This is a genomic window from Vibrio proteolyticus NBRC 13287 (assembly GCF_000467125.1).
Taxonomy (GTDB): Bacteria; Pseudomonadota; Gammaproteobacteria; order Enterobacterales; family Vibrionaceae; genus Vibrio; species Vibrio proteolyticus.
This window is the reverse complement of the sequence record NZ_BATJ01000006.1, coordinates 31294-47879: the sequence shown is the minus strand read 5'-3', so window position 1 is coordinate 47879 and position 16586 is coordinate 31294. Positions and strand designations below refer to the sequence as shown.

13 protein-coding genes and 1 tRNA gene are annotated in these 16586 nt (G+C 47.8%); 4 read left to right on the top strand and 10 right to left on the bottom strand.

From position 1 onward, the window contains the following. Positions 1-2: 2 nt before the first annotated feature. Positions 3-683: a MaoC family dehydratase gene (locus VPR01S_RS08920; RefSeq protein WP_021704989.1), complete on the bottom strand. Its 681-nt coding sequence runs from the start codon at positions 681-683 to the stop codon at positions 3-5. A gap of 317 nt (positions 684-1000) precedes the next feature. Between VPR01S_RS08920 and VPR01S_RS08915 the strand changes: the two genes are divergently transcribed. Next, positions 1001-1091: transfer RNA gene (locus tag VPR01S_RS08915), tRNA-Ser, on the top strand. 113 nt (positions 1092-1204) lie between these two features. On the opposite strand, the gene icmH is transcribed toward VPR01S_RS08915, so the two are convergent. From icmH to VPR01S_RS08890, 5 genes are read right to left on the bottom strand one after another with little or no spacing between them, the layout of a single operon-like run. Continuing rightward, complete coding sequence (gene icmH / locus VPR01S_RS08910; protein ID WP_040902490.1) at positions 1205-1996, bottom strand: type IVB secretion system protein IcmH/DotU; 792 nt, start codon at positions 1994-1996, stop codon at positions 1205-1207. Beyond that, positions 1993-3318 carry a type VI secretion system baseplate subunit TssK gene (gene tssK, locus VPR01S_RS08905; protein WP_021704987.1) on the bottom strand — a complete coding sequence of 442 codons (1326 nt, stop codon included), beginning with the start codon at positions 3316-3318 and terminating at the stop codon, positions 1993-1995. The genes icmH and tssK overlap by 4 nt, the downstream gene beginning before the upstream one ends. 11 nt (positions 3319-3329) lie before the next feature. Further along, on the bottom strand, positions 3330-3830 hold the full coding sequence (gene tssJ, locus VPR01S_RS08900) for a type VI secretion system lipoprotein TssJ (protein WP_021704986.1): 501 nt from the start codon (positions 3828-3830) through the stop codon (positions 3330-3332). Continuing rightward, on the bottom strand, positions 3823-5334 hold the full coding sequence (locus tag VPR01S_RS08895; protein WP_021704985.1) for an FHA domain-containing protein: 1512 nt from the start codon (positions 5332-5334) through the stop codon (positions 3823-3825). The genes tssJ and VPR01S_RS08895 overlap by 8 nt, the downstream gene beginning before the upstream one ends. Positions 5335-5344: 10 nt before the next feature. Then, positions 5345-5947 (bottom strand): putative outer membrane beta-barrel protein, encoded by a 603-nt coding sequence (locus VPR01S_RS08890; protein ID WP_021704984.1) that lies wholly within the window; start codon positions 5945-5947, stop codon positions 5345-5347. Positions 5948-6551: 604 nt separating this feature from the next. Here VPR01S_RS08890 and VPR01S_RS08885 point away from each other — a divergent pair. From VPR01S_RS08885 to VPR01S_RS08875, 3 genes are read left to right on the top strand one after another with little or no spacing between them, the layout of a single operon-like run. After that, complete coding sequence (locus VPR01S_RS08885) at positions 6552-7904, top strand: type VI secretion system ImpA family N-terminal domain-containing protein (RefSeq protein WP_021704983.1); 1353 nt, start codon at positions 6552-6554, stop codon at positions 7902-7904. Between the two features lie 34 nt (positions 7905-7938). Then, positions 7939-11331 (top strand): type VI secretion system membrane subunit TssM, encoded by a 3393-nt coding sequence (gene tssM / locus VPR01S_RS08880; RefSeq protein ID WP_040902488.1) that lies wholly within the window; start codon positions 7939-7941, stop codon positions 11329-11331. A gap of 45 nt (positions 11332-11376) precedes the next feature. Then, positions 11377-11829 (top strand): Lrp/AsnC family transcriptional regulator, encoded by a 453-nt coding sequence (locus VPR01S_RS08875; RefSeq protein WP_040902487.1) that lies wholly within the window; start codon positions 11377-11379, stop codon positions 11827-11829. Between the two features lie 37 nt (positions 11830-11866). Here VPR01S_RS08875 and tssG read toward each other — a convergent pair whose 3' ends face one another. The 4 genes from tssG to tssC form a co-directional block, all read right to left on the bottom strand. Continuing rightward, positions 11867-12865 (bottom strand): type VI secretion system baseplate subunit TssG, encoded by a 999-nt coding sequence (tssG, locus tag VPR01S_RS08870; protein ID WP_021704980.1) that lies wholly within the window; start codon positions 12863-12865, stop codon positions 11867-11869. Further along, a complete protein-coding gene (tssF, locus tag VPR01S_RS08865) occupies positions 12862-14610 on the bottom strand; it encodes a type VI secretion system baseplate subunit TssF (protein ID WP_021704979.1) in 1749 nt (582 codons plus the stop codon). Before tssF ends, tssG begins: the two co-directional genes overlap by 4 nt. Positions 14611-14628: 18 nt before the next feature. Further along, on the bottom strand, positions 14629-15039 hold the full coding sequence (tssE, locus tag VPR01S_RS08860; protein WP_021704978.1) for a type VI secretion system baseplate subunit TssE: 411 nt from the start codon (positions 15037-15039) through the stop codon (positions 14629-14631). A gap of 63 nt (positions 15040-15102) precedes the next feature. Then, positions 15103-16581 (bottom strand): type VI secretion system contractile sheath large subunit, encoded by a 1479-nt coding sequence (tssC, locus tag VPR01S_RS08855; RefSeq protein ID WP_021704977.1) that lies wholly within the window; start codon positions 16579-16581, stop codon positions 15103-15105. Between the last annotated feature and the right edge of the window lie 5 nt (positions 16582-16586).

Genomic DNA, 16586 nt, shown 5'->3' with positions numbered 1-16586 from the left:
ACTTAGAAGTGCAGTTGAATCACCGACACAACAACCGCAGCTGGACGACGTACTCCATCGATCTCAACTTTGATTTCACGCTCAACCTCTAACCCTTTGCGAATAGGTGTGACTTTAGTTAGCGTGCTCACTGCACGAAGGCGATTACCAGCTTTCACCGGATAGGGAAATCGAACCTGGTTGAGACCGATATTGACCACCATTTTCGCACTGGGGAACAGGTTATGTTCAGGGTCAACACTGTCCGTTAAACGCGGCAGCAATGCCAAGGTCAGAAAACCATGTGCAATGGTCGTCTTAAATGGAGACTCTGCGGCTGCGCGCTCAGGATCAGTATGAATCCATTGCATGTCTTCTGTCACCTGGCCAAACTGATTGATACGCTCTTGATCAACGCTCAGCCAGTCTCCGGTGTGGATCACTTCGCCAATCTGTTGCTGAAGTTCATCAAACAAGACTTGTGCTTCAGGCTTAAGCACGATCTGCGGTTCTTCAACAACCACGTCTTCGTTGACTGCTGGCTGCTGAAAATCACGTACCCATGAGAAGAATTGGCGATTATTCGCCTTATGCAGAATTTCGCCCCAGTACTCACGTACTGCGGGAGACATTTTCTCCAACAACTCAGAATGATACTTGGACACTGTTTCACCACGATGTTTGAAAAGATCCGCGACTTTCATAAATACCTCAGAATTAACCACTTCAGACTGGTAATTAGCTAATTTTGAAACAGTTCACACTTACGTGCAACGACTTTCGGGCGTACAAGCGTTTTCTCAAACCCATATTTCTTTTAAAATTCAAAACCTTATTAATAAAACATTATTTTATTAGCATAAGTATGAATAGAGTATTTACGTCACAAAATTAGTATTTATAAGCATTTTTAGTAGTTTAGCACGAGTTTGACAATCGGCTAGTTAACGAGCAACCGCGCCGTTTATCTCGATTCTTCGCTTTACAAGCCTGTTGGATATTCCTATCATAGCGCCCACATGGAGAGATGGCTGAGTGGTTGAAAGCACCGGTCTTGAAAACCGGCATACGTTAATAGCGTATCTAGGGTTCAAATCCCTATCTCTCCGCCACTATTGAAAAGGCCCGCTGAATCTTCAGCGGGCTTTTTGCTATATCCTTAAACGGAAAGTGTTTAGACAAAGAAAAACCCGCGTTAAAGCGGGCTTTTTCAACACCATAGCTATTATTGGTACACACCCAGAAGTTGCTGGTACTTAACATCGATCAGCAGATAAGACGCCGCGTACATGGCAGCAAAAACTAGGGCGGTCACACCGAGTATCATTTTCGGTGAGATGACGCGCTTGAGCGGCTTCTTAAGGTATTTCGCCTTAAGATTGACCAACGAAACTTTCTCTTGTTCCGCAAGACGGTCATCCCGAATCAGACGATAAATTGTATTGCCAATTTCCGCCAGTTGCTCGTTACCACGCTCTTCACGGCCAAATTTACCTTTAAAACCAAGCTGTAGCAGCAAGTACAGAAACTCAATTACATAGCGATACTTTCTTGGTTCTGCTTTCAGGCGCTCAAGGATAACGAAAAACTTATCACCGCCCGATGTCTCATTGTGAAACTCGGCCAACAAGCTGTTCTGACTCCAACGGCTGTTGGTGCCCCACTCCTGCGCCAGTACCGCTTCGTCGACCGCAGCACATAAACAGTAACGCACCACCAGAATGGTCGCCCGGTCGATTTCCATCTCATTGAGCTTGCGTTCACCTTTGCGAATTTCTCGTGCTACCTGCTCGCGAAATGGCATTGGATCGTCCAGCCATGGAATCGAGTCCATACAGGATAAACTCGCAATCAGCCACGAAAACTGATCCACCAAGGGGTTAACCCCCATGGTGGAAATATCCAGATCATCCACCGCAATATTACGCGACAGATCCGGCGCCGGCATAACCTCCATAGGCTTGCCGGGCTCAGGCTGAAAGAGAACAACGGTTACATCATCATCTGCGTAACTCATAATCTCACAGCCCACAGTTGTAGTGACAGGTTAGCGAACTCACCCGCTACGTGAACAGCGATCGCAGCGGCATTATTCAGCGCCATCCACTCTTCGCTGTTGCGATCCAGTTCGAAATAGGTGTAACCGGCGTGGTATGGCAAGGCGCGTGGCACAACTGGCATCGGCTTGATGCTAATGCCTGGCAACTGCAAGTTGATCAACTGACGGATGTTGTCGATAGAACCGATCTTCACCTGACTTACAAATTGTGTATGCAGGATATCCAGAGGAACATCGGCTTTCACCGCAAGGATGAACGTTGAAGAATCAACAATTCGCTGATCCGGAATCGGTGCAGTGCGAATACCGTAATTCTGCTCTTTCAGCGTCAACGGAATTGCGCGCTGCTCAGACATAACGCTCAAGGTCATCTTCGAACTTTCCAGTGTACGGCTCATGCATGCCGTTAGGTCAGCGTGATTGTATTCCACATACTCTTGCGGGCGACGCGCAGAAGAACATAAGGTCGACAATTCGCCTTCTGCCTGCAGCAGAATTCGATACAAGGATTCCGGATGCACCCCTTCCGTCGCGGCAAAATGCCAGAACAGTGGTTCATAACGATTCAATGCCTGAAGCAACATAAAATCAGAAACCGATGAAACCCCCTGCTGATCCACCACGCCCAGGCGCTGAACAATGGATTCTGCGCGATGACGCAGCATCGAGGCAAATTCGGTCACGAATTTATTCAATACCGTCGACGCTTTGATATCCAGACAGGTCGGGATAAAACTCTCATCCAGAACAATACTGCCGTCTGGTTTTACTTCAGAAATCTTGAGGATCGGAATTGAGGTAAAAGCACTCTTATCTTCATGATCGTACATCAAACAAAAATTCAGCTTCCCGACCATGATATTAGCCATGTCTTCACTGTTGTAACATGAATCCACAGCTTCTTGTGGGTGCATGGAATAACGAGCACCATCACGTTGCGTACCGAATAATTCTGAGCGCTCTGAAGGCAAAGGGCAGCACAAATACACGACTTTGTCAGTGACTGACGGATCCACTTCTTTTACTTCTGGTAGATCGGCCAGCAGCGGCAGTTCAAATGGGGTACGATCCTGCAAAACCCCCTCTGCACGGGTAATACCGATTTTTCCGAGCGCCAGCAGTTCCGTGTTGATCTCTAGACGCTTAATTCCCCAATGCAGTGGCGCACTGTATGTGCTAAGCATACCACTCGCTTTTCCCTGAGCCCGGTCGAGCTGCTGGAAATGCTGTGGCTTCATGAACATACCATCTTGCCATACAACTGGATTATATAAAGACATGTTCGATTTCCTTAAAAATAAGTCTGCTCGATACCTTTCGTGGTATCAGAGATCATTTCGCTACCTTCCAGTTTCAGTCTCAGGAAGTATTCTGTTTTCTCTTCGATAGCTTCCACTTTGCGCCATGAAGAGCCATTAATGTCACGAAACGCGACCGAGAAACCCAGCGCTCGAGTGGTAGGGTCCAGCTCGATCAGCTCATGGATTTTTTCGCCTGGCTTTATCTGATACTCATAACGTTTGATGTATTCATCACCCAGTGCCGCCTTGTCGTTTTCAAACAACGCAAAGAAATCCAAACTCCGAAACAATACCGGCGAAGTCAGTTCATGTACTCGCATAATGACCGGCGATGGCTGGCCGCCATCTCGAACGTTCAACACGTCCGACGCTTCGATCACCAGTTCAATCGAGGAGGTTTCCGGGGTAATACCAGAAGATTCTTTAAACTGTTCCCACATCGCGCAGCCCGATAACAAAAACAGTGTCAGGGCGACCGTCAACTTACGCATGTTTCACCTTTAAATTCTTATGATACTGTTCTTTGATTTTCTTCTGAGCAAAAGCGCCGCTGGTGTCCGACATTCCCTGACGTTTGTTGTGGTAGAAGTTTTCATACTTACTCCACAGCTTACCCCGGGTTACAAACTTAGACTCTGCGGCGACTTTCTTGGCAAACTGCTCGGGATCACAATCAGACACTTCTGCATAAATCGCATCACTCACCGCTTGGTTGTAATGCGAGCGGTGCTCGTCAAGTTCATCCAGCATTTGTTCGATCAACTCATTCGGAGACAGCAGGTTCTGTTGATTAAGGGTCAGCATCAATTCCGTCAGATTCGTGGCCAGAGTTTCCTGCTCCCCTTGCTGTTTAAGATCTTCGACTTCACTCAGATCTTTCTGCAGTTTATCGATGCATAAGCGCAGACACGCCCCCATCTGCTGAAAGAGCTTGGGATCTGCCGACTGCAAGCTGGAATCAGAAATACCCAACCCCTGGAAAAACGCAGCATGCACCGCGTCATGAGTAGCTTGAGCTGGTTCTTGCTGCTCATGCTGCACCATTGCCATGGTTTGCGGCTTCGGTTCTTCTTGCTTAGGTTCGGTATTAGATTGAGCAGGAATTGGCTGAGTCACTTCTTCCCAGTACGCAGACCTGGACTTAGGTTCCGCCGGTTTTGGTGCTGGCGCCTCAGTTGAAGGTGCCGTATATGGCGCAGCCTCAGGCTGGGTAGCCTGCATCACCATATCTGACTGAGGACGAGGTGCTGCCGGCTGTGGCTCTGGCTGTGGTGCTGGATTCACTTTTACTGGTGCGGCTTGAGGAGCGGGCTGAGGTTGCGATGTTGTTTCGCCAGCCATCCAATCTTCAGGGATCAGGTTAGGGGCTTCAAACTCTGAATAAATACTGAAACTATCATCAGGGATCTGACGTTTGTATTCATTCGACTTTGGCACCTCTTTCTGGGTGTTCTCGTCGCGAATCAAATGGTCATCTTCGATTTGCATGGCAAAATCAAGATGAGCGACCGGATCATGAGTGTCGACTTGCTCGCTCTTGGTCTCCATAAACAGCTCTTCGATGCTTTCGACTTGCTGCTCTTCATGCACGATATGTTCGCCCAGACCGACTAAGGGGTCGGTGGAATCGCGATCGGGTACAATGTCCGCAGCGATGTCAAGGTTACTAGTCAACTGTTCAAACGCCACTGAGATTTCGTAACGTCCCAAGGCGATTGAATCGCCTTCTTGAATCGAAATTGGCTGATTTTTCAGAATACGATTACCGTTGACTAAGGTCCCATTGGTACTGACATCACTGATGTAGTAAGTATCGCCATACACGCTGATCAAGCAGTGTGTACCAGAAATGAAGCGGTTGTGATCCGTCAGCGCAACAGTGCTCCCGGCATTCCGCCCTATTGAACCACCACTTTCTGGCATCTCAATATGTTTAGAGCCGGTGTACTCTTCCGGGCACTTGGCAATATAAAGAACGAGTTGACTAGTTCGCATACCGATTTCCTTAGAACAGCAACGCGACTGAGAACTCTACGCCACCCAGACCATCGTTATACACAGGTAAAATGTATGATGCCTGAGGCACGATTTGCAGATGCGCATCTGGGTTGCCACCCAGCTTGATAACAGTGCCAAGTGTCGCAACGGCGCCGACTTCAAACTGATCGATATCGTCAAGTTGCTCGCCGTAACGGTAGCCTTCACCGTCAACGACCCAACGATTAGAGTACTGAGAGTATGCCAGAGACAGGCCAGCACCCACATACGGAGTAAACCAGCCCCAGTCTGCCAGTGCGTATTGAGGTACCACACGCAGCTCGTAACTGGTGACTTCCTGATAAATCCCGTTTGATGGTGCATCCACAGATTCATCCAGGTAGTTCAAACCTAACCACCAACGCCAGCGATTATTGCTCTCATCGATTGGTCGGGTATGCAGCAAACCGTAGCGAAGCGCATCAGCTTCACCACTGGTACCTTCGTCGTAGTCGATACCTTCGATACTAAGCATACTCACGCTACCACCGTAACGCTCGCCTTTTGCCACTGCGCTGCTAGAAACGGCACACATCAAGAGTGCCAAAGCGATATTGATTGGCTTCGCCATTATAATTTTCCTCGGCCGAAAATAAGGTTTCCTTTTTTATTGACACGCGAAGATACCAAGCTATCGCCCTTTTTCAATATCCCCTTCCGAGAGCGCTAATAAATAGCTCATTATGACAACGAGATTAGTGAAAACATCTATACTTTTAGTAAATTCAACACCCGTCAAAACGTTGTCACTCTATTGATTAATATGTAAACAAATTAGATTTGTGAATATTATTTGTGGTGTTTTTTTAATCACAAATAAATAGATAACATTAGCAACATTGATACCTCAATTCAGATTCATCCAGCATTTACTATCAACATTGTCAACAACTAGCAAGCATCACCCCTCATTGCTAGTGAGACTTATATCAAAAGGAAAGTGTCAGAAATTACTTATGCGACTCTGCCTAACATCTGCATTAGGCTTAGTGATGCAGTTCACATTTAGTTAAATTAAATACATTTTTATAAAGTTTTAAATTTCATTTGGTCAATTTAAGAATAAAATTGCTCGAAATTTTTTTGCTTTGCCACAGTACAACAAAAATAAAATTAGGTAAGGCTAATGTATTTATATTAATAAAAGCTAATAACATCAGTTTGGTAGGGTTTATATGTACTTCTCGGATTTTGCTCGTCGACCGATAGATCATGAGCATCCCAGTGGCATTAATCCAAACGGCCTAGAAGAATTTGACGAAATTAAACGTCAAATCAACAACATCAACAAAGTTACTGGCCGTGTTTCATGGAAAAAAGTGGAAGAACTATCAAAACAGGTTCTGACACAACATGGAAAGGATTTTCGCTGCGCGTGTTACTTCGGTGTCGCTGCCACCAATAATCATGGCCTGAAAGGCCTGGTAGAAGGTCTTAACGCCATCTACGATTTATGCGTGGTGTATTGGCACTCCGGCTACCCGACGGAAGACAAGGCCAATGCCCGCATGTCTTCCATCGAGTGGTTTGTCGAATACGCGGAACGTCGCCAAAAACACATCAATCCTTCTGAGCAGGATCTGCCTCTTATTGAGGCAGGGCATCGATTGACCCTCAAGATAGAAGAAGAGCTGCGTCTGCACTACGGTATCAAAGCCCCCTCTTTAGGCGCGATTCGACGCATTTTTACGCAGTGGATTGAACAGCTCAAAACCGAAATGGCTAAGCGAGAAGAAGCCGTCAAACAACAAACCGCTTCTGTTGCTCAGCCAGCCCCTGCACCTCGCTCGCAGCCTATGATGAAGATGGATGTGTCACCCTCTCCATCACCGACATCTGCGACTCCAGTGAACGTCTCACCCTCTGCGGCTTCAGAGCCAGAAAAAAAGCGCTCAGGAATGGGTTTCTTCATGGCAGCGTTAGCCGTGGTGGTTCTTGTTGCTCTGTTTAGCCATTTTGTTTATCAGGACAGAAGAGTTGAGGCAATGAAGACGCAAATAGAGATTGCGTCGATCAATCAGTTGGTACCTCTGGCCAATGCCATCAAGCTTGAAGACAATTCCACGAAACAAGCCATCAAAGATACGCTATTGCAACGCGTATCCGCGTTGGTAAACGGCTGGGATCTCGACCCTATCCGCGTCAGTCAAATTGATGACATCGGTAGCGTCACACAAACCGTCACTGAACTGTACCCCGATTCATCATCGGCACAGTCTCTGTCAGCAACATTCGAACAGAGCCGCGCGGACCTGGAAGCGGAGTATCAGAAACTCAGCGCCGAGTTCAAACAAGCACGCACCGTATTTGCAAACGCCAAGGCGAAAAACAACGACAAAGCCAGCATAGAAAGAGCCTACCGTTACAGTAATACCCTCTTCCCTTTACTGGGCCGCATTGAATATGCCGCTCAAAATCAAATGCCGGAAGAAGTCGCAAAGTCTCAGCGTTTACTGAATATCTATCAACACAAACTCAATGAGTTAAAAGTGGAGCTGCAACAAGAACAGTCCGCCACCGCTCAATAACTATATACAACAACGTCAGAACGAAACTTAGATTATGTTCAAGAAGAATTTGGTTAGGAACCCAGTGTTTTTATCAACACTGTTGGCATTGATTGGGGTAGCGATCACCCTGACGGTGTATTTTGTCTGGTTTGCAGAAAGCAGTGCCTGGTACTTATACGGACCTTTGGCTGCGATTTTGGTCATCTACGCGACTTTCAACACAATTCTGTGGGTGAAGAAGCGCCGTCAACAAAAATCACAACAACTGGAAACCGAAGAAGAAACGCTGTCGATGGTGTTGCGTCCGTTGCTTCAGCGGGCCAGTAAAAAGTCGATTTACCTGATTTTGGGTAATAAGTCTTCCGGTAAAGCCCAGTTTCTGCACACTTCTAACGCGATAAAGCCGATGGACCGCCCCAACACCATCAAGAATGATTTCTTTGAATGGTACGAGTCCGACTCTGCTATCTACATCAAACCAGACCGCCGTCTGGTTTTTCAGGAAGTATCCAGTGCGGATTCCGCGCTGTGGCATACATTGGTCAATGAAGTCATCCGACTCCGTCCACGTAAACCGTTCAGTGGCTGTCTGTTTTTCATCGACTTTGAGTTTCTGATTGTCCATGAAGACGAACAGGTCGACTACACCCTGACCGCACTGTTACAACGTTTGGAATACATTGGTCAGGAAACGGCGGCCGCCATTCCTCTTTATCTGGTGATGTCGAAACTGGATAAACTGGATGGATTTAAAGAATATGTGCACTTCAGTCCACTGAAAACAGCGATCGAGTACCTGAGCATTCCATTGAAAGATGCAAAAGGTGCGATGATCGACTACTTCAATGACAGTTTCACCAATCTGGTCAAAGTGATGGAGTCCAACGCACTGGATTCGTCCTCTCACTCCAACAATGTGGATGAGAAAAAAGCCATTCTGGCCTTTCCTAAGCAATTCGAGTTGTGTCAAGGAGAAGTACGTAATGTGGTCGAGCGTCTGAATAGTCTCAATCACGGCAGTTACTGTCTGGATATTCGAGAGGTGTTCTTCAGCTCCAACTTACAAGGTGGTAGAAAATACAACTTGCTGGCCAAAAGTTGCAGTAACTATTTCAACCTGCCAATTATCGCGTCGGAGCACTCTCACCTAAGTGAAACTCCGTATTTCACCCGCTTCCTGGTTGAATCGCAGATTCTGCCAGAAGCCGATTTCGCCGGCGAGAACAAGACCTACTTGCGTCGTATCCAACGTCACAGCTACCTGTCAATGGCTGCGAGTGTCGCGATCATTCTTGGCGGCGGCTATCTGTTGTTCCAGGTGCTGGACAGTAACCTGAATGTGATGAACCAGATGATTGGGGTAGAAGGCACAGAAGAAAGCGACGATCAAGTATCCTCATTCAATGCTCAATTGCTGAATGCCAACCAGTCTATCGCTCCGTCTTACGCGGCGTGGCTAACTGGTAACCAGGCGTTGGACCAAGAGCTATCGACGATGAAGATCAGCCGTTTGGAAGACACGACTAAACTGGCCTACAACACTCTGCTGGATGGTATCTCAACGAACCTGATGCCTGTCATTGAAAAAGGCTACCGTCTTGAGTTAACCAAAGTACAAGACAAACCTACTCGTGCTCTGCCGCTGCTCAAAGGCTACCTGATGCTGAAAGATCCAGCCAAGCGCGACATGGCGTATCTGCGTAAGAAAACCGAGTTAGTGGTCAGCTCACTGACGGGCAGCAACGAGATGACGGCACAAACCATGGCGTATCTTGATGCCTACTTCCGAACGCAGTTTGCCCCGGTTAATATCAATATGGATCTGGTACGGGCGACACGTCGACAACTGCTGTCCAACTCGAACGTCGATCTCGTTTACGCACAGATGCTGGATCAGGCAGATGAAATCGATCTGGGTACGTTGGATATCGAACGCGCCGTTGGCTTCGATTTTACTAACGTCTTCAACGACAGTGTCGACGAAAACCGTCTGACCATCAGCAAAGTGTACACCTCCACCGGTTTCACCACGTTCTATCGCCCACGTGTGGATCTGATGTCGAAGAACGTCATCGCCGACAACTGGGTGCTGGGCTTGTCAGATAACGTCATCCCGACCCAGCAGGAACAAGACAGCTTCAAAGAGCAGGTACGTAAGAAATACACCGATGACTACATCAGTTATTGGCGAAATGCGCTCAGCGAGCTGAAAGTGAAGCGATACAACAACATTGGTGATTTAACCAATGCCATCGATTTGATTTCGGGTCCGTCATCACCGATGACTACCGTTCTGAAGCAGGTGTATACCAATACACAATTCTCTCCTACTGGTGATAAGACCGAACTGCTGAAAAACAAAGCGCCTCTGTTGAATGATGCTGTGGAAGCGGCAAAAGGTGCGGCAGAAGACGTTGTCCAGCCAGATTACCTGCTGATGTCGCGTGTAGAACAAGCGTTCCGCCTGCTGAACCAACTGCAAGTTAACGAGACGCCGAACTCCCCTACCCCTTGGGAAGAGACCATTACCGCTCTGAGCCAGGTGCGCTCTTACGTTAAAGATATTGCCGACTCACCGGATGCCCAAATGGCCGCCCTGGCCGCAACGCGCAAACGGATGAACAGCTCGGAAGCCGATCCGCTGATCCGTCTCAAACAGATCGCTCAAAAGTCACCAGAACCGGTGCGTTCTTGGCTGATGGACATCGTCAACCAAACTTGGTCTGTTATGATTACCGAAGCATCTCAGGGGATTCAAACCAAGTGGTATAGTGAGGTTTACAGCAAATTTAAAGAGATTGGCCTCAACAAGTATCCGTTCGATCTCACCGCAACCGACGAGATCTCTCTTGAAGACTTTGAGCTGCTGTTCGCTCAGGGTGGCATCATGGATACCTTTATCCAGCAGAACTTCGCTCCGTTCTACGACACCAACCTGTGGACACCGAAACGTGTCGACGGTGAGGTCATGCCATTATCGCCAGAACTGCTGGTTCAGTTGAAAAACTACAACGTGATTCGCGATACCCTGATCAATAAGAGTACCAACCGCTTCTATATTCCGTTCAGTGCTAAAGTTCTGGATCTGGACTCCAGTGCTATACGCGCCACAATTAAGGTTGCCGACACCAGCATTAACTATTATCAGGGGCCAAGCTTGGTGAAAGAGCTGCAATGGCCACCACAAAGCGGCGATTTCAGCGTCAGCATCACCATCCAGGATGTGACGGATGAGGGTAAGCAGCACGTATTGAGCAAAAATGGTCAATGGGCGGTGTATCGTCTTCTGGGCAGCTCGACATTAACAAATTCCCACAATGGTAGCTTCGTCAGTGATATTAAAGTGTCTGGCCGCGATCTCCGTATGCGCATTACTCCGCTCACGCAGAAGAATCCGTTTACGTTGCCTGAGCTGTACAACTTTACGTTACCCGAATCTATCTAATTATAAATAAACACATAACAATAAAAGCAACGCAAAGGCAGGATTATAATGTCAAATATGAATCTACAAGGCTTGGATAAGCTGGACCGTAAGATTTTGTCTAACCTTTTGTCAAACGGTCGAGAGTCCATTGCTAATTTGTCCAGAAACATCGGTTTATCGCGCACTGCCGTCGCAGAGCGCATTAACCGCTTGGAAAAAACAGGGATCATCAAAGGGTACACTGCTCAAATCCGCGTAGAAAACGAAGGACGTAAGGCAGCCAGCTACCTGCTGATATCATGTGAAAAGGGTAAGAAAAATGACGTTACGGAAGCTCTCAAAGAGCTTCCTGAGGTTCGTTCGACCAGTATCGTAGGTGGCACCTACGATATTATTGCGCTAATTGAGGCTCCCGATCTCCAGTCGATCCACTACCTGGCGAATGAGATTGAATCCTTTAATGGCATCAAGTCATTGCATACCACGGTCGTACTACACCAACCTGTAAGCCGATAATAAAAAACCGCCGGAAACGGCGGTTTTTTTTCGTCTGTTATACACTACCGATAAGCCGGATTTGAGTATCATCTTCCGTTGGAATACCCAGCCACGCCGTCTGTCCGAGCACATTGCCTTCCCCCTGACCAAGACTGTTCTGAGGCACGGTATCTAACTTAACTCGCATTTTTAAATCCCAAGCCATCGGGTCTCTTAAGATGAAGCGAATCAGGCCCACCAGCGTCTCATGCTGCGTCTTACCTGGCAAAAACGCCTGATAGGTGGAGAAATCAATTTCGTCGATACACAGATTAAATTTACCCACCAGGTCCGGCATGCTCTGCCCCAAGTGAAAGTCCTGTCCGAGCTGACAATTCATCTGATTAAGCTGATTGCGCTGGCTAGGGTGTATCTCGATCCGGCGGAACACCCACTCCTCAATGTACACATTAGGCAGTGAGAAATAGTGCGCAACAATACCCGAAATCAGTTTAGGGGAACGGGTCCGGGTGGATAACTGGTTAACATAGGACAACAGCTTCGCTCTGTCCAAATCCGCCGCTTCTGCTTCCTGCATGACACTGGACAGGCCAAGTAAATGCAGCATACGGCTGGAAAACGGATCCTGAGCGCCACTCTCATACTGAATGTGGTAACGGTACTTTTTCCATACCCGATAAACCATCGAGACATAGCGGTTATGAAAGAAGTCAAAAAACTGCTTAACCGGGTTATCTTCTTCTTCCCTGCCTGCCAGCTTTTCCGTGTACGAGGACGGCAGAGGTGAGCTAGAGCCGTGGAGACCTAGAAAGTTGACCTCGACCCGGGTATACGCTTCGCCAGCCATATCCATATGAGTGACAAAGTCCATATCACTCTTGGGAAAAGCCAAGCTGGCAGACACGCTAAAGCGAATGCGTTCCTGATGAAAGTACTTGTTTTCACCGACTCCGCTAAAGTCGACACTGCTGTCAGATTTATAGTGTTTTTCCAGTAGCGATACAGCCTGGAAAAAGCTGAACTCGTAAGCTTTATCTGAAATCTGATTGATCATAACACTGTCTGTTTACCAGGGAGACTAGGCCAGTGGTAGACTTCACCGGTTTTCTCGTCAAAGACTTCCAGCTCCGTGAACGAGTTGAGACTCGAATAGAGACGGATAAACTCATTCAACACGCTGGCCAGCAGAAACATGTCACCTTCGTTCACAAAGTAGCTGGAGTTCACTATCAGATTAAACTGAGTACCACGCACAGCAACACCACGGAATACACGATCAATCGGCTCCATCTCCGACGAGCGTATCCCATCAAGACGGTGAATCGACGCACGGTGAGCCTGACGGTCAACACGCGAATGAAAATCATACGTCGATAACAGAACTTTCAGTACATCGATATTGGCCAGTGACAAGTAGTTGAGTGACATATTAGCGATCAACTGCCACTGTAATTCACCGTTGATCTGCGGGCTGACCGACTGGGTCGGTTTAGTGATATTGCGAAACGTAGCATAGGTTGGCGACTTGTGGGTGGTGTATGTGATGTCCCCGACTGACAGTCGCTCAGCGAGGTCAGCGTTGCTGCACACCAATTTCATGAGAACGGTTTCTGTGCCCAGATCAGCGATGCCGCTGTCGTGTGTGTGGAACGAAATATACCGCTCCAGACCACGGCCGTTGATGCGCTCACCCACCTTAGTTTTGTAGAACTCACGCTTGTCACGCTGATTGATCTGATGCTCAAACGATTCAAATTCGATCAGTTTCTTGCGCCGACGCTCACTTTTACTCCAGCTCTGAACCTCTTCAATCGAATAAACTTCGAAGTGCTCCTGACTGTTGGTCTGTGGACGCACTTTGTATTCGTTGCGACGATGCTCAAGGCGAATCGGATCCGCATCAATAGAGAACAAATTGACCGTAGGTGTACAGTGCAGTTTGAAGTGCTTATCTTTCAGCACAACTTCCGATGGCAGCGCACGTTTAAATACAAAAGAAAACTTCAGTGTCGATCGTTGAGGAATGCCTTTTAACCATTCCAGACCTGTCACATCAAAGAACATGAACTTTTCAGGCAGAGAGAAGTATTCTTGCAGCAACCGGTAGCCAGAAAAGGAATTTTTGCTGTACGGCAAGATCGCTTCATTTTCAGCAAATCCAACCGGCTTGATCTGATCTGCACGCAGACGATGCTTGTAACCACCACCGACATCCAGTTCAACATAATCCAAATACCGGAACAGCCAGAGATACAGCGTACGGGTGATATGCACTTCCCCGTGCAAATGGAAGCGCAGTGAGTCCATTTTCAGACGAGACAGCTCCAGGCCATGCTCTGTCGACAGAGACACATCCACAGTTGAGCTGGTCCGGCTATTCGCCTGCTCAATTCCGGTCAGACGGACCGGGTATAAGTCGACATCATAACACGACCGGAACAGGCACTGCGTGCTTTCAACCTGCTCGCTGGCCATTTCAGCACCACGAGCAATCACCGTCCGCTCAGTCACGCTCCCGACATGGGGTGACAGTTCCGTAATGCACATCGACGGCACAGAGCGCATATAATGCGGCCAGAGCAGCGTCATCAGCGACTGCGTCAGCTCCGGTAGCTCATCGTCGATTTTCTCCCGAATGCGTCCGGTCAGGAACGCGAAGCCTTCCATCAGACGCTCAACATCTGGATCGTAGGTTCCTTCTGATAGGAAGTTGGTTAGCTTGGGATGGTATTTGGCAAACTCACTGCCTGCTTCACGCAGGTAGGTCAGCTCATCCTGAAAATATTTACTGCTGCTCACGAAAGCTTGCTCCTAAGACTAAACGTTAAATTGTCCGTCGACACCCATGAACACATTGATAGACATAGGCACTTTGCCGCCGTTGTGCGTCACTTCACCACTGATGCCAAAGCTGAGTTGCAACGGGTTGTGAAAATCATCCCGGTGAAACACTTCGATGCCTTTTAATCGTGGTTCGAACTTTTCAATCGTCGTGCGGATATTCTGCTGAATATGGCGCACCAGATTGGTGTTGGTGGACAGCACATCGTTGAAATCCGGCAGACCGTAGTCATTGTCTATCATTGCATTCCCCGCATGTGTATTCAGTAAGTCCGCGAGGTGTATATGAATGGATTCAACCAAATGTTGATGTGATACTACCTTTTCGTAGCAGTTTTTCGGTTCTCCGAGCTCGATACGCTCCAGAAGACGATAGCCTTTTTCCATACTGAACTCTGAAAAAGAGCGGCCAGCTTGCGCTGACCGCTTCTTATTGATAATGAAACGATCTTAGTTTTGATCCAGCTTACCAACCAGTGACAGGTCGAAGCTTGCGCCCATGTACTTGAAGTGAGGACGTACAGACATTGATACACGGTACCAACCTGGATCGCCTTCAACATCAGACACTTCTACTTTCGCAGCGCGCAGTGGACGACGACCACGAACTTCTGCTGGCGGGTTTTCCTGATCAGAAACATACTGACGGATCCACTTGTTCAGTTCGATTTCCAGGTCAGAACGCTCTTTCCAAGAACCGATCTGCTCACGTTGCAGAACTTTGATGTAGTGTGCCAGGCGGTTGATAATGAACATGTATGGCAGCTGAGTACCCAGCTTGTAGTTCATTTCAGCCTGTTTGCCTTCTGGCGTGTTCGGGAACACTTTTGGCTTCTGGATAGAGTTCGCAGAGAAGAACGCTGCGTTGTCTGAACCCTTACGCATGGTCAGAGCAACAAAACCCTCTTCTGCCAGTTCAAACTCACGACGGTCTGAAACCAGGATCTCTGTTGGGATCTTAGTTTCGATCTGACCCATTGACTCGTAGTTGTATACTGGCAGGTCAAATACCGCACCGCCGCTCTGAGGACCGATGATGTTCGGACACCAGCGGTATTTCGCGAACGATTCACTGATCTTTGACGCCATCGCGTACGCAGAGTTACCCCACAGGAAGTGGTCGTGGTTGTCAGTCACCATCTCGTTGTAGTCAAACGCCTTGATCGGGTTGTCTTCAACTGAGTACGGATTACGTAGCATAAAACGAGAAGTACACAGGCCCAGGTAACGAGCATCTTCGTGTTCACGCAGACCACGCCATTTAGCGTACTGAGGACCTTCGAATACCGCTTTCAGATCTTTCAGGTTAGGCAGCTCTTCGTAGCTGTCCAGACCGAAAAACTTCGATGAAGCAGACGTGATGAACGGAGCGTGAGACATCGCACCTACGTTCGCCATGTATTCCATCAGTTTGATGTCTGGTGTAGCAGCAGAAAGCTGGTAATCACAGATCACCGCGCCAACTGGTTTACCACCGAATTGACCGTATTCACGAGTGTAGATCTGCTTGTACAGACCAGACTTAACCACTTCTGGAGCGTCTTCGAAATCGTCCAGAACTTCGTCTTTCTTCGCAGAAATCAGTTCGATCTGAATATTTTCGCGGAAGTCAGTGTGATCCACCAGATACTTCAGACCGCGCCAAGTTGATTCGATTGCCTGAACTTCTTCATTGTGCAGGATTGCATCAACTTGCGTAGACAATTTTTGATCGATTTCAGCAATCATCAGGTCAACCAGAGACTGGTCAACTTTTTCAGATGCACTGTTGCTTAGTAGTTCGCCGATAAACGCTTCAACACCGCGCTTAGCAACATCAAAACCTTCATCGCTAGGCTTAAGGCGCGTTTCGTTTAGAATGCTATCCAGAAGTGAACCTGATTCCGCAAGGGCTGCTTCTTGTTCTGGAGCTTGAGCTTCTGCCGTCATAATAT

Coding starts and splice junctions, on each gene's coding strand:
- VPR01S_RS08890 (WP_021704984.1), bottom strand. CDS start 5,947: ATGGCGAAGCCAATCAATATCGCTTTGGCACTCTTGATGTGTGCCGTT.
- tssK (WP_021704987.1), bottom strand. CDS start 3,318: ATGTCTTTATATAATCCAGTTGTATGGCAAGATGGTATGTTCATGAAG.
- tssG (WP_021704980.1), bottom strand. CDS start 12,865: ATGATCAATCAGATTTCAGATAAAGCTTACGAGTTCAGCTTTTTCCAG.
- tssE (WP_021704978.1), bottom strand. CDS start 15,039: ATGGAAAAAGGCTATCGTCTTCTGGAGCGTATCGAGCTCGGAGAACCG.
- VPR01S_RS08920 (WP_021704989.1), bottom strand. CDS start 683: ATGAAAGTCGCGGATCTTTTCAAACATCGTGGTGAAACAGTGTCCAAG.
- VPR01S_RS08885 (WP_021704983.1), top strand. CDS start 6,552: ATGTACTTCTCGGATTTTGCTCGTCGACCGATAGATCATGAGCATCCC.
- tssC (WP_021704977.1), bottom strand. CDS start 16,581: ATGACGGCAGAAGCTCAAGCTCCAGAACAAGAAGCAGCCCTTGCGGAA.
- VPR01S_RS08895 (WP_021704985.1), bottom strand. CDS start 5,334: ATGCGAACTAGTCAACTCGTTCTTTATATTGCCAAGTGCCCGGAAGAG.
- tssM (WP_040902488.1), top strand. CDS start 7,939: ATGTTCAAGAAGAATTTGGTTAGGAACCCAGTGTTTTTATCAACACTG.
- tssJ (WP_021704986.1), bottom strand. CDS start 3,830: ATGCGTAAGTTGACGGTCGCCCTGACACTGTTTTTGTTATCGGGCTGC.
- icmH (WP_040902490.1), bottom strand. CDS start 1,996: ATGAGTTACGCAGATGATGATGTAACCGTTGTTCTCTTTCAGCCTGAG.